Annotated in this window: 32 protein-coding genes and 1 pseudogene; 28 read left to right on the top strand and 5 right to left on the bottom strand. The window is 34.0% G+C overall.

The genetic code is table 11. The annotated features are described in order from the left end of the window. The first annotated feature begins 195 nt into the window (after positions 1-195). Positions 196-564 (top strand): hypothetical protein, encoded by a 369-nt coding sequence (locus MKY49_RS12715; RefSeq protein ID WP_274793334.1) that lies wholly within the window; start codon positions 196-198, stop codon positions 562-564. Between the two features lie 54 nt (positions 565-618). On the opposite strand, the gene MKY49_RS12710 is transcribed toward MKY49_RS12715, so the two are convergent. Further along, entirely contained in the window at positions 619-1,038 is a 420-nt protein-coding gene (locus tag MKY49_RS12710) for a VOC family protein (protein WP_341386412.1), read from the bottom strand. A 192-nt stretch (positions 1,039-1,230) separates the two neighbouring features. On the opposite strand from MKY49_RS12710, the gene MKY49_RS12705 reads away from it, so the two are divergent. The 13 genes from MKY49_RS12705 to MKY49_RS12645 all read left to right on the top strand — a co-directional run bounded on the left by MKY49_RS12705 (position 1,231) and on the right by MKY49_RS12645 (position 10,603). Next, on the top strand, positions 1,231-1,452 hold the full coding sequence (locus MKY49_RS12705; RefSeq protein ID WP_274793333.1) for a cyclase: 222 nt from the start codon (positions 1,231-1,233) through the stop codon (positions 1,450-1,452). 111 nt (positions 1,453-1,563) lie between these two features. Beyond that, positions 1,564-2,115 carry a GNAT family N-acetyltransferase gene (locus tag MKY49_RS12700; RefSeq protein ID WP_274793332.1) on the top strand — a complete coding sequence of 184 codons (552 nt, stop codon included), beginning with the start codon at positions 1,564-1,566 and terminating at the stop codon, positions 2,113-2,115. Positions 2,116-2,439: 324 nt separating this feature from the next. Continuing rightward, on the top strand, positions 2,440-2,829 hold the full coding sequence (locus MKY49_RS12695) for a VOC family protein (RefSeq protein WP_274793331.1): 390 nt from the start codon (positions 2,440-2,442) through the stop codon (positions 2,827-2,829). Positions 2,830-3,140: 311 nt separating this feature from the next. Continuing rightward, complete coding sequence (locus MKY49_RS12690; protein WP_274793330.1) at positions 3,141-3,905, top strand: aminoglycoside adenylyltransferase domain-containing protein; 765 nt, start codon at positions 3,141-3,143, stop codon at positions 3,903-3,905. A gap of 303 nt (positions 3,906-4,208) precedes the next feature. Continuing rightward, positions 4,209-4,724: a DinB family protein gene (locus tag MKY49_RS12685; RefSeq protein ID WP_274793329.1), complete on the top strand. Its 516-nt coding sequence runs from the start codon at positions 4,209-4,211 to the stop codon at positions 4,722-4,724. A gap of 95 nt (positions 4,725-4,819) precedes the next feature. Beyond that, on the top strand, positions 4,820-5,911 hold the full coding sequence (locus tag MKY49_RS12680) for a low temperature requirement protein A (protein ID WP_312506431.1): 1,092 nt from the start codon (positions 4,820-4,822) through the stop codon (positions 5,909-5,911). A gap of 465 nt (positions 5,912-6,376) precedes the next feature. After that, positions 6,377-6,754 (top strand): cytidine deaminase family protein, encoded by a 378-nt coding sequence (locus MKY49_RS12675; RefSeq protein WP_274793327.1) that lies wholly within the window; start codon positions 6,377-6,379, stop codon positions 6,752-6,754. A 484-nt stretch (positions 6,755-7,238) separates the two neighbouring features. Beyond that, positions 7,239-7,439, top strand: a complete 201-nt coding sequence (locus MKY49_RS12670; RefSeq protein ID WP_274793326.1) for a hypothetical protein — start codon at positions 7,239-7,241, stop codon at positions 7,437-7,439. A 491-nt stretch (positions 7,440-7,930) separates the two neighbouring features. Further along, positions 7,931-8,152: a transcriptional regulator gene (locus MKY49_RS12665; RefSeq protein WP_274793325.1), complete on the top strand. Its 222-nt coding sequence runs from the start codon at positions 7,931-7,933 to the stop codon at positions 8,150-8,152. Beyond that, entirely contained in the window at positions 8,149-9,408 is a 1,260-nt protein-coding gene (locus MKY49_RS12660) for a Y-family DNA polymerase (RefSeq protein ID WP_341386411.1), read from the top strand. The genes MKY49_RS12665 and MKY49_RS12660 overlap by 4 nt, the downstream gene beginning before the upstream one ends. A gap of 15 nt (positions 9,409-9,423) precedes the next feature. Then, complete coding sequence (locus MKY49_RS12655; RefSeq protein WP_274793322.1) at positions 9,424-9,756, top strand: YolD-like family protein; 333 nt, start codon at positions 9,424-9,426, stop codon at positions 9,754-9,756. Next, positions 9,749-10,108: an aconitate hydratase gene (locus MKY49_RS12650; RefSeq protein ID WP_312506427.1), complete on the top strand. Its 360-nt coding sequence runs from the start codon at positions 9,749-9,751 to the stop codon at positions 10,106-10,108. The genes MKY49_RS12655 and MKY49_RS12650 overlap by 8 nt, the downstream gene beginning before the upstream one ends. A gap of 117 nt (positions 10,109-10,225) precedes the next feature. After that, positions 10,226-10,603, top strand: a complete 378-nt coding sequence (locus MKY49_RS12645) for a hypothetical protein (protein WP_341386410.1) — start codon at positions 10,226-10,228, stop codon at positions 10,601-10,603. 82 nt (positions 10,604-10,685) lie between these two features. Here the strand turns inward: MKY49_RS12645 and MKY49_RS12640 are convergent, their stop codons facing one another. Continuing rightward, positions 10,686-11,021, bottom strand: a complete 336-nt coding sequence (locus MKY49_RS12640) for a hypothetical protein (protein ID WP_274793319.1) — start codon at positions 11,019-11,021, stop codon at positions 10,686-10,688. A gap of 245 nt (positions 11,022-11,266) precedes the next feature. Then, positions 11,267-11,347: pseudogene (locus MKY49_RS12635) on the bottom strand (ATPase); the annotation flags it as partial. Positions 11,348-12,037: 690 nt separating this feature from the next. On the opposite strand from MKY49_RS12635, the gene MKY49_RS12630 reads away from it, so the two are divergent. The 4 genes from MKY49_RS12630 to ycaC all read left to right on the top strand — a co-directional run bounded on the left by MKY49_RS12630 (position 12,038) and on the right by ycaC (position 15,080). Further along, positions 12,038-12,484, top strand: a complete 447-nt coding sequence (locus MKY49_RS12630) for an NUDIX hydrolase (protein ID WP_341386409.1) — start codon at positions 12,038-12,040, stop codon at positions 12,482-12,484. Positions 12,485-12,629: 145 nt separating this feature from the next. Continuing rightward, entirely contained in the window at positions 12,630-13,082 is a 453-nt protein-coding gene (locus MKY49_RS12625) for a GNAT family N-acetyltransferase (protein WP_341386408.1), read from the top strand. Between the two features lie 580 nt (positions 13,083-13,662). Then, positions 13,663-14,217: an NADPH-dependent FMN reductase gene (locus tag MKY49_RS12620; protein WP_274793316.1), complete on the top strand. Its 555-nt coding sequence runs from the start codon at positions 13,663-13,665 to the stop codon at positions 14,215-14,217. 218 nt (positions 14,218-14,435) lie between these two features. After that, entirely contained in the window at positions 14,436-15,080 is a 645-nt protein-coding gene (ycaC, locus tag MKY49_RS12615; protein WP_341386407.1) for an isochorismate family cysteine hydrolase YcaC, read from the top strand. Positions 15,081-15,555: 475 nt separating this feature from the next. Here ycaC and MKY49_RS12610 read toward each other — a convergent pair whose 3' ends face one another. After that, entirely contained in the window at positions 15,556-17,031 is a 1,476-nt protein-coding gene (locus MKY49_RS12610) for an MDR family MFS transporter (RefSeq protein WP_274793313.1), read from the bottom strand. 80 nt (positions 17,032-17,111) lie between these two features. Further along, a complete protein-coding gene (locus MKY49_RS12605) occupies positions 17,112-17,480 on the bottom strand; it encodes a DoxX family protein (protein ID WP_341386406.1) in 369 nt (122 codons plus the stop codon). Positions 17,481-17,629: 149 nt separating this feature from the next. Here MKY49_RS12605 and MKY49_RS12600 point away from each other — a divergent pair, with 149 nt between their 5' ends. The 10 genes from MKY49_RS12600 (at position 17,630) to MKY49_RS12555 (ending at position 23,653) form a co-directional block, all read left to right on the top strand. Then, entirely contained in the window at positions 17,630-18,103 is a 474-nt protein-coding gene (locus tag MKY49_RS12600) for a MarR family winged helix-turn-helix transcriptional regulator (RefSeq protein ID WP_274793311.1), read from the top strand. A 201-nt stretch (positions 18,104-18,304) separates the two neighbouring features. Further along, positions 18,305-18,571, top strand: coding sequence for a hypothetical protein (locus MKY49_RS12595; protein WP_341386405.1), 267 nt, complete (start codon positions 18,305-18,307; stop codon positions 18,569-18,571). Positions 18,572-18,724: 153 nt separating this feature from the next. Next, on the top strand, positions 18,725-19,231 hold the full coding sequence (locus MKY49_RS12590) for a GNAT family N-acetyltransferase (protein ID WP_322610676.1): 507 nt from the start codon (positions 18,725-18,727) through the stop codon (positions 19,229-19,231). Between the two features lie 254 nt (positions 19,232-19,485). Continuing rightward, the gene (locus MKY49_RS12585) at positions 19,486-20,043 is read left to right on the top strand and encodes a TetR/AcrR family transcriptional regulator (protein ID WP_274793308.1); all 558 of its coding nucleotides are present in this window, start codon (positions 19,486-19,488) and stop codon (positions 20,041-20,043) included. 14 nt (positions 20,044-20,057) lie between these two features. Further along, positions 20,058-20,420: a DMT family transporter gene (locus tag MKY49_RS12580; RefSeq protein WP_312506417.1), complete on the top strand. Its 363-nt coding sequence runs from the start codon at positions 20,058-20,060 to the stop codon at positions 20,418-20,420. Then, positions 20,417-20,815, top strand: coding sequence for a YvaD family protein (locus MKY49_RS12575; RefSeq protein ID WP_341386404.1), 399 nt, complete (start codon positions 20,417-20,419; stop codon positions 20,813-20,815). The genes MKY49_RS12580 and MKY49_RS12575 overlap by 4 nt, the downstream gene beginning before the upstream one ends. A 189-nt stretch (positions 20,816-21,004) precedes the next feature. Next, positions 21,005-21,808 (top strand): nucleotidyltransferase, encoded by an 804-nt coding sequence (locus MKY49_RS12570; protein WP_341386403.1) that lies wholly within the window; start codon positions 21,005-21,007, stop codon positions 21,806-21,808. Positions 21,809-22,092: 284 nt separating this feature from the next. Further along, positions 22,093-22,332 carry a DUF3953 domain-containing protein gene (locus MKY49_RS12565; RefSeq protein WP_274793303.1) on the top strand — a complete coding sequence of 80 codons (240 nt, stop codon included), beginning with the start codon at positions 22,093-22,095 and terminating at the stop codon, positions 22,330-22,332. Between the two features lie 652 nt (positions 22,333-22,984). Then, positions 22,985-23,374, top strand: a complete 390-nt coding sequence (locus tag MKY49_RS12560) for a helix-turn-helix domain-containing protein (RefSeq protein ID WP_341386402.1) — start codon at positions 22,985-22,987, stop codon at positions 23,372-23,374. 117 nt (positions 23,375-23,491) lie between these two features. Beyond that, positions 23,492-23,653: a phage terminase small subunit-related protein gene (locus MKY49_RS12555; protein WP_322606541.1), complete on the top strand. Its 162-nt coding sequence runs from the start codon at positions 23,492-23,494 to the stop codon at positions 23,651-23,653. Positions 23,654-24,051 lie beyond the last annotated feature (398 nt).

Below are 24,051 nucleotides of genomic sequence, written 5' to 3'. Positions count from 1 at the left end.
AAAAACAAAATCGTTCCAATTAAAAGGCTGGTATTTGTGAAAGATGTCCTGATGCCTTTTAGTTAGTGCATGCCACATTTCCCTATAGTTCCGGTTATAAAGTGTTTTATTCAGGGAAGAAAGGACAACTTTTGCAGGGAATTATTCCAATTTGATGATTTTTTGCTATTATTAGAGTTGGAGGTGGTTATTAAAATGTATAGTAATACAGCAAATATGCTTAAACAGACTACAAATCTTATCAATGCGTTGATTAAATTAAAACAAAATCTAACTTTTGTGAAATCACATGTTAATAGCGATAAAACGCTGGCCATCTATTTCTTAAGTAATGCATATAGTGACTTTAATTTATTTAAAACTATTTATTTATCCGTAACACCTGGTGACCAAAAAATTGATGAATTTTTACAGGAACATGAAAAATTCTTTCTGGAAGTAAATAAATACTTAGAGCTTTTTAATGATGATAATGTTATGGAAGATAAACTTCATAAGGAAGTCATGTTTTCAATCAACGAAACAGAAAGGTATTTGTTAAATTTATTAGATATGTATAGATAAATCAAAATGCCCAGGTGCTGATTTTAATTAGCCTGGGCAAAATAGGTTAAGAGATTACTTTGAGCATTCGTATTTTTCCTTAAAGAGCGGGCTTAATTCGCTCCATACATCAAACTTATTGCCATTTATATCATAAAAAACAAAGTTTCTCCCCGTATGTCCTCTTTCCTCAATTTCCCCCACTCTAATTTGTTTTTCAATAAACTCTCGATGTATAGCTTTTAAAGCATGTAAACCATCGACTTCAAACGTTAAGGAAAAATGCTCATTGCCGTAAATATCATAAAAATTGGCGCTTTGATTTTCCTTAGACTTAACTAGAAATATACTTTGGTTAGCAAAATTAAGTATAGCCTTGTCTTTATCTTGATTACTTAATTCCGCTCCTAGTTTGTTTACATACCATTCTGTTGATTGTTCTACACTTACAACTGGAATATAGGTGGTACCTACTCTTAATAATTTTTCACTCAATGATTGTTCCTCCTTCGCCACCTTTTAAAAAGGAAAATTCTGATAATACAAGAGTAGCAGATTCACCCATTTTGAGCAAAAGAGAGTGTTTCTTCGCATTTATGAAGCTGCAGCAGCCAATTAGAAACAAGGTATTAGTTCATTCCATGCAGAATATATTGATAGCACGCTAAAGGTAAGGTGGGGACTGCAATGGATAAACGAGTTTTATTTGACTTTGAAATTGAGTTTACAAACGGGGGTGGAATTCAAGGGCAGGAATTCCGTCTTGATATTGATGGTGATGACATATCGGACGAAGAGTTAGCTAAGTATATAGTAGAAGATATGAGGTTATTGATGGTGGGAAAAGTAAGAATCCTTAATAAGAAAATTATTAATGAAAAACATAAACGAAGTCCTACTCATGAATAATACTACTATTGTTATAGAGGACCTAAATATTTTGGATTATTTTCCTAAGCAATATGTTACTATTCAATTAGTAAATGTTAGTTTTGGTGAAAAAGGGGAGTTATGAGGAATATGGGGTTCGAATTTAAAGATTTTCCAAAAATAGAGACAGAACGCTTTATCTTACGAAAAGGAAACGTTGAGGATTGCCAGGATCTTTTTGAGCTTTATTCCGATGAAAATGTAGTCAAGTATATGCCGTTAAAAGTATTTGATTCAATGGCAGATGCATTAGATGAAGTAAATTGGTACGATAAAATTTTCAAGGAACAAATTGGCTTAAGATGGGTAATCGAAGACGCTAAGTCTCAAAAAGTGATTGGAACATGTGGTTATTTGAATTATGAAAAACAACATAACCGTATAGAAATTGGGTATGATTTAAGACCTGACTATTGGGGGAAGGGTATGATGCAAGAGGCTTTAAGCGAGATAATACACTTTGCCTTTACATCGATGGGAATCAATAAAATAGAGGCGAAAATTGAACCGGAAAATACATCATCAATAAGATTAGTGGAAAAATTGAATTTCTCCAAAGAAGGTGTTTTAAGACAGCATGAATTTGAAAAAGGGAAGTATGTTGATCTTGTCATCTTTTCACTTTTGAAAAGTGAATATTAGGAGGTCTAGAAGAGTCACACGCGCAATGAAGTGGGGCTTTTTCTTTTGTTTTGAAACTGCCACAAACATAAAAGCCGCAGCGTTTACAGACGCTACGGCTCGAATTGGTTTATGCCCTTATGTTTAGGCTAGTCAGTTACAAGCATTATAACACATTGAAGACGAAAGACGTTAATTATAACTTAAAGAGTTTGCCTATGCAGTTCTTTTTTTCTGATTGAACTAAGTATAGGCTTGTTGCACAAGAATTTTTCAAAATTAGAAAGGTGTATATTAGAAAATAGCGAATTAAAAGTGTATTACATCATTAAAGGAGGAAGTATTATGACTACACCTGACTACAGAACACCAATTAAAAACCAAATCGGTGGTGTGTTTATCCCAGTTCGTAACCTAGAGAAAGCAAAAGAATGGTACAGAAAAATTCTTGGATTGGAAGGAGGAGAAGAATATTTTGGACACGTATTCGTGGTACCGATGGAAGGTACGGCTGGATTAATATTAGATGCCATGCCAAAGTGGAGAAAAGAGGATGGTGATATTTCTACTTACCAAGTTCCAGCCATTCAATTTTTAACGAATGATATTGAGGCTGCTTATCAATTTATGCAGGAAAATCATGTGGAACTTGTTACAGAGATTCAGGATCATTTTTATTTTGTATTCAAAGATTTAGATGGGAATTTATTAATGATTTGTAAAGAAGCATCTTAATGATTGTAAACGATTGCTTTAATGAAATTTAAGAGTATGTCTTATCATAGAAAAATAAACTCGGATGTCGGTCGATGAGATGAGGTTTAATTGCTAAATGTTAGGACTAACGACCGACCATCTTTTGTAGTCCTTCTTAACAAATACAGATAGAGGGAATAGCATTCATCTACATTCGCTGGGATTATCGAAATTAGAAAACCTTCCATTATTTTGATATTATAAATATCAATGCTAGGAAGAAGGGGATTTTTCTGAACTCAAATGTGTCTATGTTGGTTCAAACTATATTAAATGAATATCTTACACGATTGAATAAACAAATTCCAAATACACTGGAAGGGTTATATTTACATGGTTCAATTGCTCTTAACGCGTATAGCGAAGGTTCTAGTGATATTGATTTTATCGCAGTGATAAACAGACCTTTAACTGAATTAGATGTGAAAGAAATAGCTAATCTGCATAAAGCTTTGAATCAAAAATATAAGGGAACAGTGATGGATGGATGTTATTTATTAGTTGAGGATGTTGGAAAAGACGAGTCGGAGATAAAAAATTGTTTATACGTAAATGACGGTAAAATTAAATGGAGTAATGAAGGGGTTAATCCCATTACTTGGTGGATTCTAAAAAATAAAGGAATAACAATTTTAGGCACAAGTATAGATACATACGACTTCAATGTAAATGACAAAATTCTAAATGACTACATATTAAAAAATATGAACACCTATTGGGCAAATAGATTGAAAGCTAGAAAAAAATATCAATCTATGTCAATTCTGTTACCTAATAAATTAATTGATTTAGAAGTTGAATGGTCAATTACAGGGATGCTAAGACAATTTTATACATTGCAAGAACGTGAAATTGTTTCAAAAGTTGAGGCAAGTAAATATGCTTTAAAAAAATTACCTGAAAGATGGCACAATATTATTAAAGATGCCATAAGTATTCGAGAAGGTTCAAACATCCGTTATTACAACTCAAAAAAACAACGTATTAACGATATGATTCAGTGCATGGATTACATACTAAATACGAGTAATGCTAATCATAATATCAAATTTTAAAAGTCTGTACTAGCTTTTGAAAGTGAATAAATCTATCAATTTCGATGAAGGGGGATAACAAGCAGCGCGTGCGGTAGTTTTTTGCTGCCAGATATCCCTTTTTAATTATATGTAAATGAGGGGATTACCATTGGACTTTGTGGTAACGAAATGTAGTTGTGGAAGGTCTAATTGGATTTTAAATTAAACAGGCGTGGGAGATCAGAAAGAGTAAGAGCATATGTGAGAGAAAAAGGAATCCTACCCTCATTTGACGAAATAATAACTTGCTAGTATTTTATTTTTCAACTAGGAGGGGTTTTTTTGCAATTATTTTTTAAATATAATTGGATGGTAAGAGAAGACTGGTTTCGTTGGTGTGAAGAGTTGAGCGAAGAGGAACTCCTGCAAAACAGAACTGGGGGAATGGGTAGTATATTACATACACTTTTCCATATAATTGATGTCGAATGGAGTTGGATCCGTATTTTACAAGGTAAGACCGATTTTCAGGAGAGCTTTGACGACTATAATAGCTTGGAAAAGGTTCGTCAATTGGCATCGGCATTTCATGCAGAGGTTGAAAGCTTTGTAAACCAATGGGATGACAGTATGGAAGAGCGTTTACTTCATAACACATTAGAAGACGGAAGAATTGAAACACATACATGGGGTGAAATCGTTCGCCATACTATAGCACATGAAATTCATCATATAGGCCAATTATCGATATGGGCAAGGGAAATAGGGAGAGCGCCTGTTTCTGCAAACTTTATTAGACGAGGACTTTCCTCGGCATTGCAAGCTTCAGCAGATGGTCATAGTGAATTAAAAAGGTAGTGTGCTTACAAGTTGTATTTATAGGTTCAAACCATAACCTTCTAAGCAGTTAAGAGAATAAGTGATGTTTCAAAATTTGAAGGAGTATGGTGATAATGGAAGAAAAGAAAATAACCTGGTTAGAACTTTTTTATGACTTGATATTTGTAGCGGCTGTTTCGACTGCCACAAATGTATTACTTCATGTTGAAAAGGGGGAAATTCGCCCGGAATACTTTTTGAAGTTTGTTTTAATATTTATCCCTATCTGGTGGTCTTGGGTAGGACAAACATTGTTTATTAATCGTTTTGGACAAGATTTTTTATATCAGCGTATTTTTACAATTTTTCAGATGCTATTTGTCCTTATTATGACAGCCAGCTTATCGGTTAACTTTGATGAATATTATCTGTCGTTTCTTTTTGGCTATATTGGGTTAAGAGCTCTAACAGCTATCCAATATTTGGTTGTTCAACGTTTTGAAGAGGGCGATAGGAAAAAGGTAGCGCAATTTTTTGGTACACGTTTTTGGATTGGCATCATCATCTCTTGTTTTTCTATATTTTTTGATTCATGGATTCGTTATAGCATTTTGTATACAGGGATTTTAGTTGATATCCTGGTGCCTTTTTTGGGGCGTAAATATTTGGTGAAAGCTCCGTCTAATACGTCTCATTTATTAGAACGCTTTGCTTCATTAACACTCATTCTTTTCGGAGAATCAGTCGTTAGCACCCTTTATGTGCTGCAGCCTCAAAAAGGGGATTGGGATGCTATTTTATTTTCCCTCATATCGTTTATTCTTATAGTTTCAATGTGGTGGCAGTATTTTGAAAATGTTGAAAAGAAAGTTGACAAATCGATCAAAACATCAGGCCAAACCATTATTTATGGGCATCTATTCATATTAATGTCTTTGAGCATGATTGCTGCTTCCATTAAACTATTGTATCTAAATGAGGTTCATTATTCATTTGATTTATATTTTATTTTCGGTTCCGTATGCCTATATTTCATGACAACTACTATTGTTTTTCATCAATACAGGTTTAGTCAAGATCGTTTAAAACTTTATCATTTAGTATTATTTATAGGGATCCTAGCTTCCTTCTTTATTATTAATTTGATTGTAGAAGTGCCAAACGTTGTAATTATGGGAGAAATGACGCTGTTTTTTATCATCTATGCTAAATTAACAACGACTTGAGTGAGACTAATAAGTGGATAAAATGGAGTAATCTTTCGTTAATTGAGTGGCTATACATAATAGACATGATGCAGCAGATTATCCAAGCTAAAAACACTCTATTTGAATGTTTCTTCAAAATAGAGTGTTTTTCCATAATGTTTAATTTAAGAAGGGTCACCTGGGATAGTAGTGACCCTAAGTAACAATTCAGGAGGTCCCTGTTAAACTAATTTAGCTTAACACTACTATTTATATGCTCAGCTACATTGGGTTTTATAGTTTATTGCCTTAGAATAGAAAAAGAATGATTAAAATATTGTTTAAAAAATTCATAAATTATCCTACCATTACGTTGCAAAAGAGTCACTACCTCAATGCTTTACACACCAATTTATCGATTTTTGTAATAACATAAAAAAGCTGCAGCATTTACAGACACTACAGCAAATTACTGAACAATATGATTAAAAGGGGATCGAAGTTATGAAATTTGAAGAACTATATAATATTGCAAAAAGTGTCTTAAACCCAAAGCAAATTTCAAAAAATTCTTATGCAGGTTCGGTTGCTGCGGCCATTTTAAGTGACAATGGTAAGGTCTATAAAGGGGTATGTATAGATACTCCTTGCTCCATGGGATTTTGTGCAGAACATGCAGCAATTGCTGCTATGATTACTGATGGAGAAAGTAGAGTAAAAAAAGTTATTGCAGTTTATCAGGATGGAACAATAATACCTCCATGCGGAAGATGTAGAGAATTCATTTGTCAAATTCATGACGATAACTATAAATGTGAGGTAATGGTAAAAGACAATACTGTCCTTACTATAAACGACTTACTTCCTGTTCGTTGGGAGTAAATATATTGAAACAATAAAAAAGGGTCACTTGAGTTGGAAGTGACCCAAAGTAATAAATGGGGAGGCCGTGACGGTCAACTAGCGCCACAGCAAGTGCGTGCGATACACTCGATATTAATTTGTGCAATTTAGGGTTACTTATACATAAAAAAACTACTGTAACAAAAAGCCCTACTATCCAAGCGTTTTAAGAAGCGCTTGGCTTGCATGCACCGAATAACTAACCATGGGAAGCTTTCATCTTAGGATGAAGGCTTTTTTGGTGGGATATATTTCATATAAATTTTAAATGGTTTGTAATTAAGTTTAGGATGTTTACTGGATAAAAAAAGCGAACGAATGCTCTTTGTTTGGGAGCTTGGAATAAGGAATTGAATAACGAATTAAATGCCAATCACCATGAATAATGTTAAATATAGGCAAATGCATAGCCCTCAAGCCTAATTTAGCATAACCTATACCGATATCGAGAGGAGGAAACATTATGCGCGATTATTATGATCAATATGACAGAGATAGATATGATGATGACTATGAATATGATTATGACAGTTATGGGAGACGTCGTAGAAGAAGACGTCCACGTTATCAATACCCATATTATCCATTCTACCCATTCTATCCATTCTTTCCGTTCTATCCACCATACTATCGCCAACCATACTACCGTCCATACGGCTACTAATATAAATAAAAAATCGCTCTGCGCAGTTTAAACGGATGAAGGGTTTCTTTACCCCTAGTTTATTCATATTATTATTTAATAAAGTTTTGTTTAGAATTTATATGATCATCTATTTGTAAAAGATTCCATCTTCTTTCCAAAAAAGTCTAGGTATTCAATTTGAGCCTAGACTTTTTTCATTTAAGTTATTTCAAATTGTATGTAGAAATGTTGTTAAAGGTGCTAGAGTATGGAAATAGTAGCGCCATTATGTTTTTTAATCAAACGTAATCAGACAATGTCATCAAATGATTGATTACCCACAGGATGAAAAGAATACATGTATCAATTTCAATGAAGAATGTGAATGGCTATCAAATTAAGGTAGCCTTTTTTATTTCCATAATTTTTATCTTGTCAAAATACAAACATTTGTTCTATTATGTATACAAACAAGTGTTCCTGTATAAAATAACAAATAGGAACATTTCACGTATTAGGAGGAAACTTTGATGAGGGAACAACTGATTAAGGCTATGCAACGTAATCAATTGGTAAACATGATGTATGTATCTAAAAATGGGTCTGTAACAAAAAGGCGAGTAAAGGTTATTAAAATCGTTGGCGATTCATTCCAAGCATTTTGTTTTACAAGGCAGGCAAAGCGTACTTTTTTAATCAGCAATGTTCTAGCAGTTATTCCTATAGTAAGTAAGGGGCGTGAGGTTGTATGAACTATGAGGATATGCCGAATCGACCTATTATATGCATCGATATGAAGAGTTTTTATGCAAGCTGTATTGCCATGTTAGAAGGGTTAGATATTTTAAATGACCCAATTGCAGTCGTGGGTAATTTTAATCAACCAGGCAGTGTGGTGTTAGCAGCATCCCCAGCAATGAAAGAGCGATTTAAAATTAAGACAGGTAATAGACGTTATGAAATCCCTCAACATCCAGATATAAAATTGTTTGAACCAAAAATGAGTTTTTTCATCCAGATGTCGATGACTATTACAAAGCTAATCGCTAACTATGTACCAGTGGACGCCATACATGTTTATAGTGTGGACGAAAGCTTTGTGGACTTAACTGGCACAGAAAAATTATGGGGATCTCCTGAAGAAACAGCGAAAGAAATTCAAAGAGCAATTCTTGATCAATTTAATGTGCCAAGCGCTATAGGGATGGGGCCCAATATGCTGATGGCTAAATTGGCTTTGGACATCGAGGCAAAGAAAACAGGCTTTGCTAAGTGGACTTATGATGATGTGCCAACAAAATTATGGCCTGTACGACCTTTATCAGAAATGTGGGGCATAGGTAAGCAAATGGAAGCCAACCTAAATAAGATGGGCATTCAAACAGTAGGTGGATTAGCTAATGCTAATTTAGATGAATTAGAAAAACGCTTTGGCATTATGGGCAACCAATTATATCATCACGCCTGGGGAATTGATTTATCTAAACTGGGTGAGCCATTAATTACAAACGGAGCTTTAAGCTTCGGTAAGGGACAAATGTTGATGAGAGATTATCACACACGAAAAGAAATATCAGTCGTTCTCTTAGAAATGTGCGAGGATGTTATGAAACGTGCAAGAGATGCCGGTTTTGTTGGCCGCACCATCAGCTTAGGTTTATCGTACAGTCGTAATGCGATGACGAAGGGATTCCACCGTTCAAGAACGATTGCTGTTCCAACAAATGAAACACTTGAAATGTATAAAGTCTGTATTGAATTACTCGATGAGCATTTTGCAGGGGAGCCAGCTCGACAGCTTTCTGTCCGGATATCCAACTTAGAGCGAGAGCATAGTATCCAATTAGATTTATTTGACGAGCGAAAACCACAGCGGCAATTGATTGGACCAACAATGGATGCAATACGTAATAAATTTGGGGCGACAGCATTATTACGAGCGGTATCGTTTACAAGCGCTGGTACTGCTATCAGCCGTGATCGCTTAGTTGGTGGACATTTAGCTTAGCATAGGAGTGATTGAATGATAAAGGACAGAGGAACGATAAAATGGGCAGCCATGATGATGCCAGAGCATTTAGATTTTCTCAAAGAATACAAACAAGATGTTACTGATAAGCCGAGAGAATTAGCTGAATGGGAACTAGAAGAATTACAACAAACAATGGATCACGCTTATCGTCAGCAGCTAGATGTCAAGCTAGACGTGTGGACGGCAGGTAAAACAACACAATGGACAGGAATTATTAAAGCGATTACTACTACAGAACTCATACTCGAAACATTACTTAAAACGAAAACAATCCCCATTCAAAGTATAAAGTCAGCTCAACTAGAAGCTGATTATTATGATTAAACCTGAACAACGCCAGCTGTTACACAAGTACTTATTAATAGAACTAGCGGTAAAATCATTGCAGATTGATTATCAAAAAGCAGAACAGTTTAAAATGAAAGTTGTCTTTCTTCCATTGATGGATGCGTTATTAAAGGACTTACGCCAAGAGTATTTTGACCTCAAAAGACAGCTTGCACAGCAGCGTATACGAGTGGTTGGCTGGCATCGTGTGGATGAATATTTTAGTGATGTGCAAGTTGCAACTGCGGGTAATGATGTCGTCCTCCGTTATGCAAATCAGGCGTTGAAAACACAGGTGGAAAAATTATTGATTAATTATATAAGGAACAACCAACAGGTTCTCGAATGAGGCCTGTTTTTTGAATAAGGGACATTTGAAGCCTGTCTTCATTCTTGATATAATCAACTATTCGTTTGTAATAACGCATTATACAGTAAATTTGTCAAAGGAAAGCGAGGTTCCAATATGAAGGCTATCAGCCAAGAAATCCAAAATCAATCTATTAAATCTCTGGAGTCGACGTGTAATAAACTTGCAACTGCTTATCAACGTATGACAGAAAAAGGGGTTAACACAACTCTTGTTAAAAAGAGGCTAAACGCTGTGAAAATGGGTTTAGAAAGCCTCAAAAATATTTGGAATGGGGAAAACTTTTCATCTGATGAAGAAACCATATTGATTTCTAAGAAAATTCTAGAAGATATCATGCCATCTATCGAAAAACAGATCGCAAAAGCAAAAGAAGGTAGTTCTCAAAAAACATTAAATGACCGACGTTTAACTGCGCTTAAACTTGCAATTGAATCATTAGAAAAGCGTTTATCGACAAGTCTAAGTGATTAGACAAGATAATTAAGAAGTATCTACGACAAATGATAAGGCGCTGGAATATTTTGTGATAATATTCAAAAGTAGAAGGAAATTGTTATGGACCACAAATTGAGAAACAAATGTGTTCCTCGAAATTTTCTTTTACCCAATAATCTAGGCTATTAAAAAAACGGAGAAAAGCGATATCCACTGAATTATTTAATGAAATTGCATTGAAAGCGATTTGATTCCATTGTTCTCGATTAACTTTGTTTGGACCAAAGTAATTAAAATCCGGTAAAACTTCTTCTATGTATAAATGCAAAACATCAAAGGCTTCTGTTGTTAAAAAGATAGAAGATTTATGCCAATGTTCGTTTTTAAAATCACCTCGCATAAATTCAAAAACATCACGCCTTCCATTTAGTTTTTCTAACGTATTTATTTCCATTTTTTATACCTCATGATTAAATTATTTAAAGCAAAGAGTGAATCTAACCTAGATTCCTTTTTTCGACTTTGTCTATTATTTTTAAATGCTGAATGGAGTACTCTCATTTTCACTTTCCTATTGTTTGAAGCTAGTTATGTCATTATCTCAATAGCCTTAAAACTGAGTATAACTTCATTGATTTTAACAGTTAAAATCTGTTTAGATAATTAAAGAATCGGTGTTAACTCTGAGTTTACAAATTGTTAGGCATCAATGATTACACCTGAAGCTGTTCGCCCGTAAACGCTATATAATCCTCCTGTTTGATTAGGCACAATTTCAATTCAAATTGAGCCGCACAACCTACACTACGACATTTAATATGATTAAGATCAAACAAAGTGGGTACATAACAATCATAGATACATCAAGGAAGCCTAATTTTTTTATTAAATACCAATCCTACAATTAAAGTCTTTACTCCTTATTCGTATCATATTTTGAAGGTCCATAAATATTAAAAGTGAGGTTGCATATATCCTTTTTAAAGACGTAAACTATGTTCTAAAAAGCACAAATGATTTTGGGCATTTATTGATTAAATCTTCATTAGAAGTTGGATAATTTCAAAATATAATTGTAGGAATAATGAAGAAAAGAAGGTGAGACGATGTTCGATCAAATTGCATATATTATTTTTAGAGCCCTATTAATTCTAACAGTTTTGGTTGTTTTTGTTGGAATTGCACTTGGGGATACTATAATCAGGAAAAAGTAAGACTGGATCCAAATAGTTTCTTTAAAGATCATATTGTGTAAATGTTTTGATTTTGAAAAAGTTCCAGAAGGGATAAATAACCAGGCGCTCATCTAAAAGTGAGTACCTGGTCTTTTCTCATTTATAGTATAGGGAATTTATTTAGTGGCTGTAGGGAGTTGCTGTACCGCAATCGGGCCATTAATGATTAGATAACTAATACATGCCTATTGGGTATTTATGTTAAAATTGAATAATGGCAGGGGGAGATTAAATTATGGATATTATCACATTCGGTGAAAAGAAAGAAGATATAGCATACATAAGGAGACCAGCTGTTTATTGTTTAATGTTCGATAGTCATAAAGAAAATTTAGCGATTATTCAAACAATTGATGGAAAGTATTTTCTTCCAGGCGGCGGAATTGAAAATAATGAGACTCATGAAGAATGTTTAAAAAGAGAAGCCCTTGAAGAAATGGGGATGGCTATTGAAATGGGTAATTATGTAGGGTGTGCCAGAAGATATTTTTATTCCACAAATGAAAATAGGTATTATCTTAGCGAAGGTTATTTTTATTTATGCGATATAGGGATGCAAATAAATAAAGCAACGGAAGAAGAACATTTCCTTAAATGGATAGAACCCATCGATGCAATAGGAAAATTATTCCATGAACATCAAAGCTGGGCAGTTAATGAAGCAATAAAAAATCAATTATAATTGATAAACAAAAGGGCTTCTTTTCGGAGGTTCATATTTAGCTTGGCCTAAAGCAAATTTAGAAAAACCTATTGTGATGTCCGTGATCATATATACTTATTCCAGAAACGGGCGCAATAGTGAAAACCCTTAAGGAGGTAATGTGGTGAACCGGCACAAATTAATAATAACTCAGTATAATCCAAAATATGCTGAACAGACAGTGAGAATGTGGCGAGAAAGTAAGGAAAGGGCTATTGGTCAGAAAGAAGCCCATAGCTTTGAAAATCATATATACTTTTTAAATCATATATTACCTGAGCAGTATCAAATAGATGTAGCGTTAATTGATGACAATGTAGTTGGTATGATTGCCTATAATGAAAGGGAAATAAGCCAACTTTATATTCATATTGATTATCAAGGATTCGGTATAGGTCAAACATTACTAGATAAAGCAAAAGAACAATCAAGTGGGAGATTATCATTATATACATTTGAAGTAAATGAAAACGCTCGACGATTTTATGAAAAGAACGGATTTAAAATCATTTCTAGAGGGCACGAAAATGAAGAAAATTTACCAGATATTCTATATGAATGGATATCTAATAAATAATGTATGGAGATTATAGGTATTAAAATGGTTAAGGAACAATATCATTTTATTCAACAATCAGGCGCTTTTCTGAAATTAAGGAAAGCGTCTTTACTCATGGAAAGGGCATATTTTTGAATAAAATTAGTTATTTAGATGTCACGACCATGAATACTAACAATCAATCATACCTACTGAAGTAAACAAAAGAAATTATTGATTAATAGAAGGTTCTAGGCGATGTTAGTGAGCTGTAGATATTCCTTAAAGGCTTGAATTGGATTCGCAAAGTTTAATATGACGGTTTTTGTTTTATTTTAGAGGGAAAGGGTAGAGGAGACAACATGTACTTCTTTTTTTATGGTATTTATATAAGTGGTTTAAATAATTTTGTTCCGTTCCATAATAAAAATACGGAAGTGTAATGACCATTGCATAAACCGCATGGCGACAAGTAGATACAATGTTTTTAGAAATGAAAGAACGGAGAGGAATCACTATTACTTTTGATTTTAGTTTTCTGGAAAACTAACTTGGAGAGACAAAGAAAATATCTATGTCCATGGCCCGCAAAAAACATAAATAGGGAGGTAGAACTTTAATGATAAAAGTTGGTATTTTGGTTGGTAGTCTTCGGAAAGAATCTTTTTCAAAAAAACTTGCAATACATGTTGCATCTTTATTCCCTGAAGGATATAAAACAGAATTTGTCGAAATAGGAAATTTACCTTTTTATAATCAGGATTTTGATGATGAAGACAATGCACCTTCAGAATATACGGCTTTCCGTAACAAGATGAAGGAAATTGGGGCTGTTTTATTCGTAACTCCTGAATATAACCGTTCTATACCTGCAGTAATAAAGAATGCATTGGATGTGGGTTCTCGTCCTTATGGAGCAAATGTATGGGATGGCAAACCAGCAGCAATTATCAGCCAATCACCTGGTAGATTGAGTGGTTTTGGTGCTAATCATCATTTACGTCAACCTTTAGTATTCTTAAATATGCCAATACTACAACAACCTGAAGCTTATATTGGAAATGTGGCTGATTTACTAGATGAAAACGGTAATGTGAAAGATGAAAGAACGGTTAAATTTTTACAAACCTTCATTGATGCATTCGTAGATTTAATTAAAAAACATAGCAAATAAAAAATAAGGCAACGGAATCCCTTCCTATGCCTTATTTTATTGTTTTCAGAAGAAAGCAACATCATTTCTAAAGTAAATTGCTTACGTCTCCAATAAAATATACATACTAATAGTTGAGAAATATATGAATACGTGTCTATACAATTGACCATATTAAGTCTGCAAATCAGGGTTCTACTAGCCTTTTGCAAGTTAAAATAAAGGAGGAAAGCAACAGAATGGCTGACTTGTATACACGTTTATCAAAAGATAATGCAGCCTTACTTTTAGTCGATCATCAGACAGGATTAATTTCTGGTTTAGTACGTGACTATGGGGTAGATGAATTTAAAAACAACGTCCTCGCACTTGCACATACCGCGAAGTTTTTTAATTTACCTGTCATCTTGACCACAAGTTTTGAAAACGGACCAAATGGGCCACTGATGCAAGGGCTTGTTGAGTTGTTTCCAGATGCGCCTAAGATTCCACGCCCTGGACAGATCAACGCCTGGGATAATGAGGATTTTGTCAATGCAGTTAAAATGACTGGTAAAAAGCAATTGATTATTGCGGGTGTTGTAACAGATGTTTGTGTTGCTTTTCCTGCATTATCAGCGCTTAACGCAGGCTATGAAGTATTTGTCGTAACGGATGCGTCAGGAACTTTCAGTAAACAAGTTGCAGATGCGGCATTAATGCGTATGGCCCATAGTGGCGTACAACTGATGAACTGGTTTAGTATTGCCAGTGAATTGCAAAGAGATTGGCGAAACGACATCGAAGGTTTTGGTGCTTTACTTGCAAGCCAATTACCTAGCTATCAAAATGTTATCGGAAGCTATGAAGGAGCTCAAAAAGATTACATTAACCAGAAAAGATAAAAGGGAATTACAAAGAAACGCGAATTCACTACAACTCCGCGTTTCTACTCCCTACATGATTTACCTAATTATTGGATATCGATGTAAGTGTTAATATCAAGTTTGTATAGATCCTGCTTTTATCACGAAAAAAATTATTGATTACATACTTCAAAATTTTAGAGAATCTGTTCGGAGACCGAATGGTGGATAACCAAACAAAAAATTTAAACAATGTATCAATGATGTTTCTCTAACTGTTTGGTAAAATGAGCATCAATTTCAAGGGGGACACACAAGATTTTATAAAATGGATTGGCAAGATTACTAAATACAGATAGTGGTCAAATTTTACAGGGATGACTAACGGAGCAGAAGATCAATTCATCTGTTAGAGCAGTTGATGACGTTGATAAAACGTAAATATTTCCAAAGCGCATACCCCACATCCTGTTTTGGATGGGGGTAAAATATAGTTTATTGTCCAATTACTTATCTAATGTCCTACTCTCATTTTTGCATTAGCTTCTTTTGTTTCATCATCTTCAGCATGTTCCGACTGTTGTTTTGGTCTACCAAGGATTGTTCCTAAAAGCACACCTGCTAATGCAATCCCAGCAGCTAGAAGGAATGTGTCACCATAGGCAGAAAAGGTAGCTTCCATTGGGTCAGCTATTGTTTTCATATGAGTAGTAATTTTTGACGTTAGAAACCCAGTCATACCTGCTACTGCAAATGAAACCATTACTTGTTGGGCCGCTGTTGTTAATGGTGTGACGCGACTTACAAGATGTTTGGGAGCAGATTGAAGAACATGGGTATTAATTGCCATCATGGATAGTCCCATACCTGCTCCAATCATCACTAAACATGTAATGATAAATCCTGTAGTTGTGTCCATAGAAATTCGGGAAAGCATAACTAGCGCTGCGGTAATAATAGACAAGCCAGTTATAGCTAAAGGACGAGCACCTATTTTATCATATAAACGCCCTCCAATTGGCATCATAACACCCGATGAAAGAGCTTGTGGGAGAAGAATTAAACCAGTAGCTAATGCACCGTAACCTCTTACTGTTTGTAAAAATAACGGGACAATAACCATAACCCCAAATAATGCGATTTGAGAAATCCATGAAATCACAATTCCTTTTCTAAAGTCAGATGATCCAAAAACTCTCAGCTCTAGTAAAGGCTGCTTTTGACGAAGTTCAACAATTATGAATAGAATGAGAGCAACTCCACCTACAATTAATCCAGTAAGAGTTTCTATTGAAGTCCAGCTTTTGCCACCTTCACTCACTCCATAGGCTAGCATTGCGAATGCGATAGGCGCTAATAGAATCCCTAAATAATCAAGGGATGCAGCGGTCTTTCGTTCAACATTCGGTAAAAATTTCAATCCAACCAAAATTGCAATAATCCCGATTGGTAAATTAATAAGGAAAATCCAATGCCAAGTAACGTATTCAACTAGATATCCTGCTAGAACAGGTCCTAAAGCAGGTGCTAAAAGCATCGGAACCCCAAGTGCCCCCATTACAGACCCAATTTTATCCGAAGGAGCGAGTTGGAAAATAATAGTCATTCCTATTGGTGCTACCATTCCTCCCCCAAGTCCTTGAATAACTCGATAGAGGATAAGCTGTTCAGGAGTTTGTGCAACAGAGCAGAGAACGGATCCAATTGTAAAAAAGGTAATTGTAATTAAAAATATCTTTTTTGCTCCAAATCGGTCCGTCATCCAACCAGCTAAAGGAATGACAGCTGATAAAGCGAGCGTATAACCTGTTAAGGACCATTGCATGGTCGAAACATCAGATTTGAAATCTGTCACAATGCCAGGCAAGGCAACATTCATCGCCGTACTATCAAGAATTACCATCATCATACCAACAATGACAGCTAATAAGGGGCCTATGATGGTTCTAATAGAGAATACTTCATTGTTATTTTCTGTTTTTACTGTCATACGATATAAATCTCCTTTTAGAGTGCAGATATACTGTTAATATCTTGATATCATAGGTGTATTATTAAGTATCGAACTTTTTAAGAAAACAGGTTCAGCATGTCAGATAAGTTAAAAATAGTAATGATAGTTGCCAGTATCGCCAGTATGAATGCTGGAATTGCCTGAGTGATAGAATCCTTTGCCCTAATATGCGTCATCACTCCACCAAGCATCGTAATCGCAAGCCATAAGCCAGCTAATGCTGTTACTCCAGGATTCCAAAAACCGATAATTAAACCAGTGGCCCCAATTAGTTGTACCAATCCAGTAATCACTCGGAACCATTGAGGTAGGTTAAGGTGCTCGAATGTTTCTACTTGCTGTTTATTACCAGATACCTTCATAAACCCAGTCAACAAGAACACTAAGGCTAGCAGGCTTTGAAGAATAATAGATATAATTAACAAGATAATCCCTCCAATATATTGTTTTTTTTCACAATACCCTTCTATGGTACAATGATATTATAGGGTATTGATTTAGTGAGCTTACTCAATATAAGTTTGCTCAAAATGAGTTTATGCGATTAATTTAAAACTGTCAAGGAGGAATTTTTATGACAAATCAACATTCTTCAAAAACATCTGCAGTAGAGGGTATTCATGCGTTAATTAAGACTTCTCATTATATCCAGAGAGAATTTGAAGCACATCTATCAAATCTTGACATGCCGTTTCAAATTTCAGGACCCAGACTTCGTGTTTTACTTGCTGTTTCTGAAGTAGAGAAAATACGAATGAGCGAGTTAGCAGCCAAATTAGGGGTTAAGGCCCGAACAGTTACTGACTTTGTAGATGCGTTGGAACAGGATGGACTTCTTGTCCGGATGCCTGATCCAATAGACCGACGAGCTACTTTGATACAATTAACTGACAATGCACAAATGCAAATTAAAAAAGTACGATTACTTGAAGAAGAGGCAGCAGATATTTTATTAAAGAATCTGACTCAAGAGCAGCGACAACAACTTATTGAACTACTATCCAAACTTACAAATTATAATGAAGTTCAATGTTCATTAGATGACTGACTTAAAAGAACCGATTCCCCTTGAGACAAGGAAAATCGGTTTTTTATATATTAATAAATACAAGGACCATATGAATCCTATAGTCATGTTTAATGTTAATGCTTCAATGGGACATGATATTGGAGTTAAAAAAATTCTCTGAACGAGTAAAATGGAATAAGGTTTTTTATTTGAACAATAGGGATTTAGAGGTGATCAGTGATGACACTTAAATGGTTATGGATATTGGTTATTGCGTTTAGCGTCCTAGAATGGATTTCAATCCCATTCATAGGAGTATTTTCAGGAAAACTATATCGATTAGTTGATGGTATATTAATAATAGCTTTTATTATTTACCCATTATTTTTCATTACTTCTCTTTTACTATTACAAAAGGGAATTAAAAAAATTGGTGCAGTGATTTTGCTTATTCCATTAATCGTGTATGCCCCCTTGCTAATAGGTCTTCAACCGTTGCTTAAATAATATATTACTATTGAACTAACGGATGATTTAGGTTAAGAAGAAAATATGCTAATGATCTTTCACAATCGGGCGCTTTTCTGAAATAAGAAAGCATCTTTCTTCATGCAAAGGGCCATTTTGTGGCAAAAAAATTAACTGCAAAGGATGGGTATTATGAAGATAATCGAGACGGAACGATTATACCTTAGAGAGTTAAAAATGGACGATTGTAACGAATTATCAAAAGTGCTTTCTGACCCAGAGTCTATGCAATATTACCCTCATCCATTTACCCAAGAAGAGGTTAAAAATTGGATCAAATGGAATGAGAAAAATTATAAGCAATATAAGCACGGTCTATGGGCAATTGTTTTAAAAGAAGGAGATACATTTATCGGTGATTGTGGAATAACAATGCAGAACATCGATGGTGTAAGGTTACCTGAAATTGGGTTTCACATTATTAAAGAGTATTGGAATAAGGGATATGCCACAGAAGCAGCGTCTGCTTGTAAGGAATATGCATTTAATGTTCTTGGCTATTCTGAAATATTTTCATATACGACCTTAAAAAATATTCCATCACAAAAAGTTGCGGAAAAAATCGGGATGGAAACTTATAAATTTTTTGAGAAGAATGGTGAACAACAAATCGTTCAAGTTGCATACAAAAGCTTATAAATAGTTAGTATCCCATTAGCTATTATGCCAGAATAGGGCGATTCCTGAATTGAGAGGTTCATTTTGGAGTCTTTGGAGTTAAACTTAAAATTTGATTAAGATACTCATGTAGAAATGGGGTGTCTTTTTTTAGTATTTTATTCGTTAGATAAAAGGTTTAGTAAAATGCTAGTTGTATAGATGATATTAAATATTGTAAAATGATGATGGTACTATAAAAACCAAATCAGTACCAAGAGTTCAGGGGGCGGATTATGAAACAGAGAATCTTAACAGAAACAATTCACCAAATTCAAACGAAGGGGTTTACATTTACAATTAGTGACTTAGCAAAACAATTAGCTGTGAGTAAGAGGACAATCTATGAGTACTTCTCTTCAAAGGATGAGATAGTAGATGAAGTTATTCGTAATGTAATAGAAAGTATTCAAGAAAAGGAAAAACATATTGCTGAAGATGATACGTTACAAACAGTTGAAAAAATAAGACGCATCTTAATTTGTATTCCACAACAATTTATATTCATAGATGCACATTTATTAGTAGAACTAAAAAAACACCATTATAATCAATGGTTGAAATTAGATCAGTTTTTACGTGAAGGTTGGTCTACTGTAATCCGATTAATAGAAGAGGGAATGAGAGAAGGGAATATTAGACAAATTAATATTCCGTTTTTTATTGAAGTATATTTAGGTTCACTCAATCGCATATATGATCCTTTGTTTATTGAAAAGAGTAATTATACATTGAAGAGTATGCTCGAATCTATTATGGACATGTTGCTGTATGGAATTGCTATTTCCAAATAGAAGGAGGGAGAATAATGCAGTGGATTTATTTAGGCTTAGCGATTTTATTTGAAGTAGCCGGTACAACTGCGATGAAGCTATCTGATGGACTGACGAAACTCGTCCCAAGTATTCTTATTTTTGTGTTTTATATCGTATGTTTTTCATTTTTGTCATTTGCATTAAAGGGGATGGAGATGTCCGTTGCCTATGCGGTTTGGTCAGGTATGGGAATTGTTACGATTACAATAATTGGTTTCTTTTATTTTGGAGAAAGTATCAATGTAATTAAGATACTAGCGATTCTTTTTATTTTAATTGGAGTCGTTATCTTAAATTTTAATAGTTCGGCACATGAAGAGAAAAACAAAGAGATGGTGGAGGAACGTGTAAATTGAAACGTTTAAAATATTTTTTCCTTATTACTGATATTGGGTTTATTATATATTGGTTCATAACAATTTTTCATATGATTCCACAAGAATATTTGTTTAAAGATTATCAAAATCCTATTTTAGTTGCATGGAACTGGTCTTTTCTACCTTTAGATTTGTTAATCTCGTTGACTGGATTTTTAAGCTTGTACTTATATTCGAAACAAAAACATATTTGGAAACAATTTGCTTTTTTATCATTAATTTTAACTTTTTGTTCAGGGTTACAAGCTTTAGCATTTTGGACAATCCGTTTAGATTTCGATATTTCTTGGTGGATTCCTAATTTATATTTATTAGTTTATCCATGCTTTTTCTTTAAAGGTATTTGGAGAGAGTGTAGATCGTATGAGACTTAAATAAAAATCCGGTTTCCTGTTTTATTTTACAAAAAATGTTTAAAGTGGAAGTCGTAACTCAATAATATATTATGTTATACTCATACTGATTAAGAAATGGAAGGAGCATTATACATGTGTTGCTCATGCTGTCCAGTAGTTGACAAATCCTTATCTGAATAAGAAATGATTAGATAAGGAGATGGAGATATGTTAATTCAAAATAAAATTATTCAAAGTGTTAGAGATAAATGTATTGCAGATGAATTTGTTTCAGCATGTATGATGTATGGGTCTTTTACAAAAGGTGAAGGAGATCAGTATTCTGATGTTGAGTTTTATATATTCATTGAAGATGATAAGATGGAGAAATTTAGCTCTAGACATTGGGTTTCTGAAGTTTATCCAATTCACTTGATCTTTTACAATGAGTTTGGAACAGAGGTAGTGATTTTTTCGAATATGATTCGTGGAGAATTTCATTTTCTTCCTGTCTCAAAAATAGAAATCATAAAAAGTTTTAAGCCTACAGGACTTTTTCCCGATCCTGAGTCTATGTATATTTATGATTCTACAGAGCAATTAAAGCCTTTACTAGATGATTTAGGTGGAGCTGGACCAGACCGAATGACTGATGAGAATGTTAACTTCGCTTTTAATAACTTCGTGAATGCTTGGTTGATGGGTGTAAATGTTATGAGAAGAGGAGAGTTAGCACGTTCTCTGGAGGCTTTAACCCTTGTGCAAAGGTATATACTACAATTAATAAGGGTAAAGGAAAATACGGTTGAACGATGGTTAAATAGTACAAAAAATTTAGAAGAAGATATAAGTACAGAGTCGTATAAAGATTATGTATCCATAACCTCAAAATTAAAAGAAAATGAGATAGAATTGGCTTATAAGAACGCGTTGAATATAGTTGAAGCTTTGAATGAAATGCTAGGTTCTCTCTATAAGGTTGATGTAGACAAAGATCTAATTAGTAAGCTACACAGCTATCTCAATGAATAAAAGAAGTATGAAAATTCACTGTTTATAAGCAGATAATTTTTCGGCTAACAGACGCTTTTCAATAATACGGAAAGCGTCTTTATTCATGGTTTGGACCAAATTTGTGGATGAACGCGTAAAAAGGGATTAAACTATTAGTTCGGCCACTCAAGAACAATTCCGAGCACTAACTAATTGAATTTAAAATCATATTTTTTACCAAAGATGGATGGTTATAAATATATGGTAATTATATCCATGTTATCTGTTGTATTGTATAATCAAACTACAATATTTAAAAGGTGATGATAAATTTGCTAACAATATTACAAATTCTTTTTTCAATCATAGTAGTATCACTCTCAACTTACTCAATTATCACAAGTGATTATCAGTTGAGTTTCCTAGTGTTATTCTTCTTAGGATTATTGATTTTAGTTCTTGGAATAAAAGAATTTCAAAGAGAGAGAAAAGTTTCTGGTTGGTTCCATATTGGGGTATTTTTATTTTCAGTATTTGTTTCAATTGAAATCTTCTTTAAATAAAGGAGTGGTTATCCTGTGAACTTCACCCACTTTCCATAATTTCAGTCAAACTTTGCTGATTTAGCAGATACTCTTACTCTAACAATTGAACAGAATCACGAAAAAAGGTTAATCGAAAAATTTAAGAAAGTCAAATTAACGCACCCTAATTGGGTGTTTTTATTTTGCCCTGAAAAGTGTGTATCAAGCAGTTTCCTCCCCCTTTGACTGCTAGGGCAACGGTACTTACTTTTGAGAGTGAAAATAAATTGTTTATTATCTATTGACATGGAGTCAACTCCATCTTTTAAGATGAATGAAATAAAAAGAATGGAGTGATGGAATGGTAATTGTCACAAATATATTAATTGGTTTATACGCAGTTTTAATAGGAATAGCAGGGCTAAAAAAATGGAAAGAAATCGGATTCCAAGTACAAACGTTTTTGTTTATTACCGTATCAATTAGTATTCTTTTAATATTATTTATACCAAACAAAAACTGGATGTTTATGCTGTTGATACTTGCATTTATTCTGTTACATATATTAACAGTTACTGAAGGGCTATTAACAAATGGACGGATTAAGTATAGCCATCATATCGTTCGCTTTATATTCCATTGTATAATGGCCTTAATGGTTTATAAATATATAATCTAGAAGGTGATAATAATGAAAATTTCCGAATTTGCAGTATGTACAGGCCTTAGTAAAGATACTATCCGGTATTACGAAAAAATGGATTTATTGCATCCAGAAATTAAAAATAAGCAGCGTCAATATAATAAGAAAGACATTGATATAGTTGAAACAATCCTTAAACTTAAACAAACTGGATTTTCACTCCAAGAAATCAAAATCCTTTTTGAATGGTCGGGAAATACTGATAAAAATAAAAAACTCACAAAAAAAGAAATACAAAATCTTCTTGAGATAAAAGTTTTATTCCAGGAAAAGTATGAGCAGATGTTACAAAAAGAACATCAGATTAAACAAATAAAACAAGTATTACTAAATACTGATAACAAAATAAATCAGCTATTAGAGAAAAATAAAAGATAAATTTTTTTAGACATAACGATGTGTCGTATAGAAATTTGTTTTAATTTCTAAGCAACTAGCATAATGGGGTGATTACATAACAAACAAATGATGGAGGTGGTAGTGAGTGTATGAGATATGGCTAGACCAAGAAATCCGAAATGTTATAAAGCGTTTCAAATGTGGCTTGAAAGCAAAGGGCAAATGCTCCTAAAGGATATTGCAGAACAACTAGAATTACTCGATTCGCAAATACGTAAGTGGAAGAACCAAGATAAATGGGATGTTTATGAAAGGTAACGTTACTAAACGAAGTAGGGGTGCTCCTGTAGGCAACAATAACGGAAAGAGCCATGGCACACCAGTCGAAATCAGAAAAGGATGATGATATAATGCGATTTACTAATGAAACATTTAAAGCTGCAGTTCGAGGATTGCCTCAAACAAGCAGTAGACAAAAAGCTTATTGATAAATCTCATTTTAACGGTGAGTAGCATTAAACAACAAAGGCCCGTTACCAAAAAAGAGCATTAGGATATGAGGCAGAGAATCCGTATGCAAACGATATTATGGTTACCGATTATGATAATATCGGCATGCCAAGAGGTGGAGGTATTAGTGATCCAACACCTAAACAGGCATTCAGAAACAAAAGCATATTACCAGAACGACTAGTGAGAGAGTACCAAAATAAGAT

It is taken from the genome of Lysinibacillus sp. FSL M8-0134 (assembly GCF_038069745.1).
GTDB lineage: Bacteria > Bacillota > Bacilli > Bacillales_A > Planococcaceae > Lysinibacillus > Lysinibacillus irui.
This window is presented reverse-complemented; position numbering and strand designations above follow the sequence as displayed.

Bases quoted from the DNA above. Each gene is read 5' to 3' on its own strand.
- MKY49_RS12715 (WP_274793334.1), top strand. From the start codon at position 196: ATGTATAGTAATACAGCAAATATGCTTAAACAGACTACAAATCTTATC.
- MKY49_RS12705 (WP_274793333.1), top strand. From the start codon at position 1,231: ATGGATAAACGAGTTTTATTTGACTTTGAAATTGAGTTTACAAACGGG.
- MKY49_RS12700 (WP_274793332.1), top strand. From the start codon at position 1,564: ATGGGGTTCGAATTTAAAGATTTTCCAAAAATAGAGACAGAACGCTTT.
- MKY49_RS12695 (WP_274793331.1), top strand. From the start codon at position 2,440: ATGACTACACCTGACTACAGAACACCAATTAAAAACCAAATCGGTGGT.
- MKY49_RS12680 (WP_312506431.1), top strand. From the start codon at position 4,820: ATGGAAGAAAAGAAAATAACCTGGTTAGAACTTTTTTATGACTTGATA.
- MKY49_RS12675 (WP_274793327.1), top strand. From the start codon at position 6,377: ATGAAATTTGAAGAACTATATAATATTGCAAAAAGTGTCTTAAACCCA.
- MKY49_RS12670 (WP_274793326.1), top strand. From the start codon at position 7,239: ATGCGCGATTATTATGATCAATATGACAGAGATAGATATGATGATGAC.
- MKY49_RS12665 (WP_274793325.1), top strand. From the start codon at position 7,931: ATGAGGGAACAACTGATTAAGGCTATGCAACGTAATCAATTGGTAAAC.
- MKY49_RS12660 (WP_341386411.1), top strand. From the start codon at position 8,149: ATGAACTATGAGGATATGCCGAATCGACCTATTATATGCATCGATATG.
- MKY49_RS12655 (WP_274793322.1), top strand. From the start codon at position 9,424: ATGATAAAGGACAGAGGAACGATAAAATGGGCAGCCATGATGATGCCA.
- MKY49_RS12650 (WP_312506427.1), top strand. From the start codon at position 9,749: ATGATTAAACCTGAACAACGCCAGCTGTTACACAAGTACTTATTAATA.
- MKY49_RS12645 (WP_341386410.1), top strand. From the start codon at position 10,226: ATGAAGGCTATCAGCCAAGAAATCCAAAATCAATCTATTAAATCTCTG.
- MKY49_RS12640 (WP_274793319.1), bottom strand. From the start codon at position 11,021: ATGGAAATAAATACGTTAGAAAAACTAAATGGAAGGCGTGATGTTTTT.
- MKY49_RS12630 (WP_341386409.1), top strand. From the start codon at position 12,038: ATGGATATTATCACATTCGGTGAAAAGAAAGAAGATATAGCATACATA.
- MKY49_RS12620 (WP_274793316.1), top strand. From the start codon at position 13,663: ATGATAAAAGTTGGTATTTTGGTTGGTAGTCTTCGGAAAGAATCTTTT.
- ycaC (WP_341386407.1), top strand. From the start codon at position 14,436: ATGGCTGACTTGTATACACGTTTATCAAAAGATAATGCAGCCTTACTT.
- MKY49_RS12610 (WP_274793313.1), bottom strand. From the start codon at position 17,031: ATGACAGTAAAAACAGAAAATAACAATGAAGTATTCTCTATTAGAACC.
- MKY49_RS12600 (WP_274793311.1), top strand. From the start codon at position 17,630: ATGACAAATCAACATTCTTCAAAAACATCTGCAGTAGAGGGTATTCAT.
- MKY49_RS12595 (WP_341386405.1), top strand. From the start codon at position 18,305: ATGACACTTAAATGGTTATGGATATTGGTTATTGCGTTTAGCGTCCTA.
- MKY49_RS12590 (WP_322610676.1), top strand. From the start codon at position 18,725: ATGAAGATAATCGAGACGGAACGATTATACCTTAGAGAGTTAAAAATG.
- MKY49_RS12585 (WP_274793308.1), top strand. From the start codon at position 19,486: ATGAAACAGAGAATCTTAACAGAAACAATTCACCAAATTCAAACGAAG.
- MKY49_RS12580 (WP_312506417.1), top strand. From the start codon at position 20,058: ATGCAGTGGATTTATTTAGGCTTAGCGATTTTATTTGAAGTAGCCGGT.
- MKY49_RS12570 (WP_341386403.1), top strand. From the start codon at position 21,005: ATGTTAATTCAAAATAAAATTATTCAAAGTGTTAGAGATAAATGTATT.
- MKY49_RS12565 (WP_274793303.1), top strand. From the start codon at position 22,093: ATGATAAATTTGCTAACAATATTACAAATTCTTTTTTCAATCATAGTA.
- MKY49_RS12560 (WP_341386402.1), top strand. From the start codon at position 22,985: ATGAAAATTTCCGAATTTGCAGTATGTACAGGCCTTAGTAAAGATACT.
- MKY49_RS12555 (WP_322606541.1), top strand. From the start codon at position 23,492: ATGGCTAGACCAAGAAATCCGAAATGTTATAAAGCGTTTCAAATGTGG.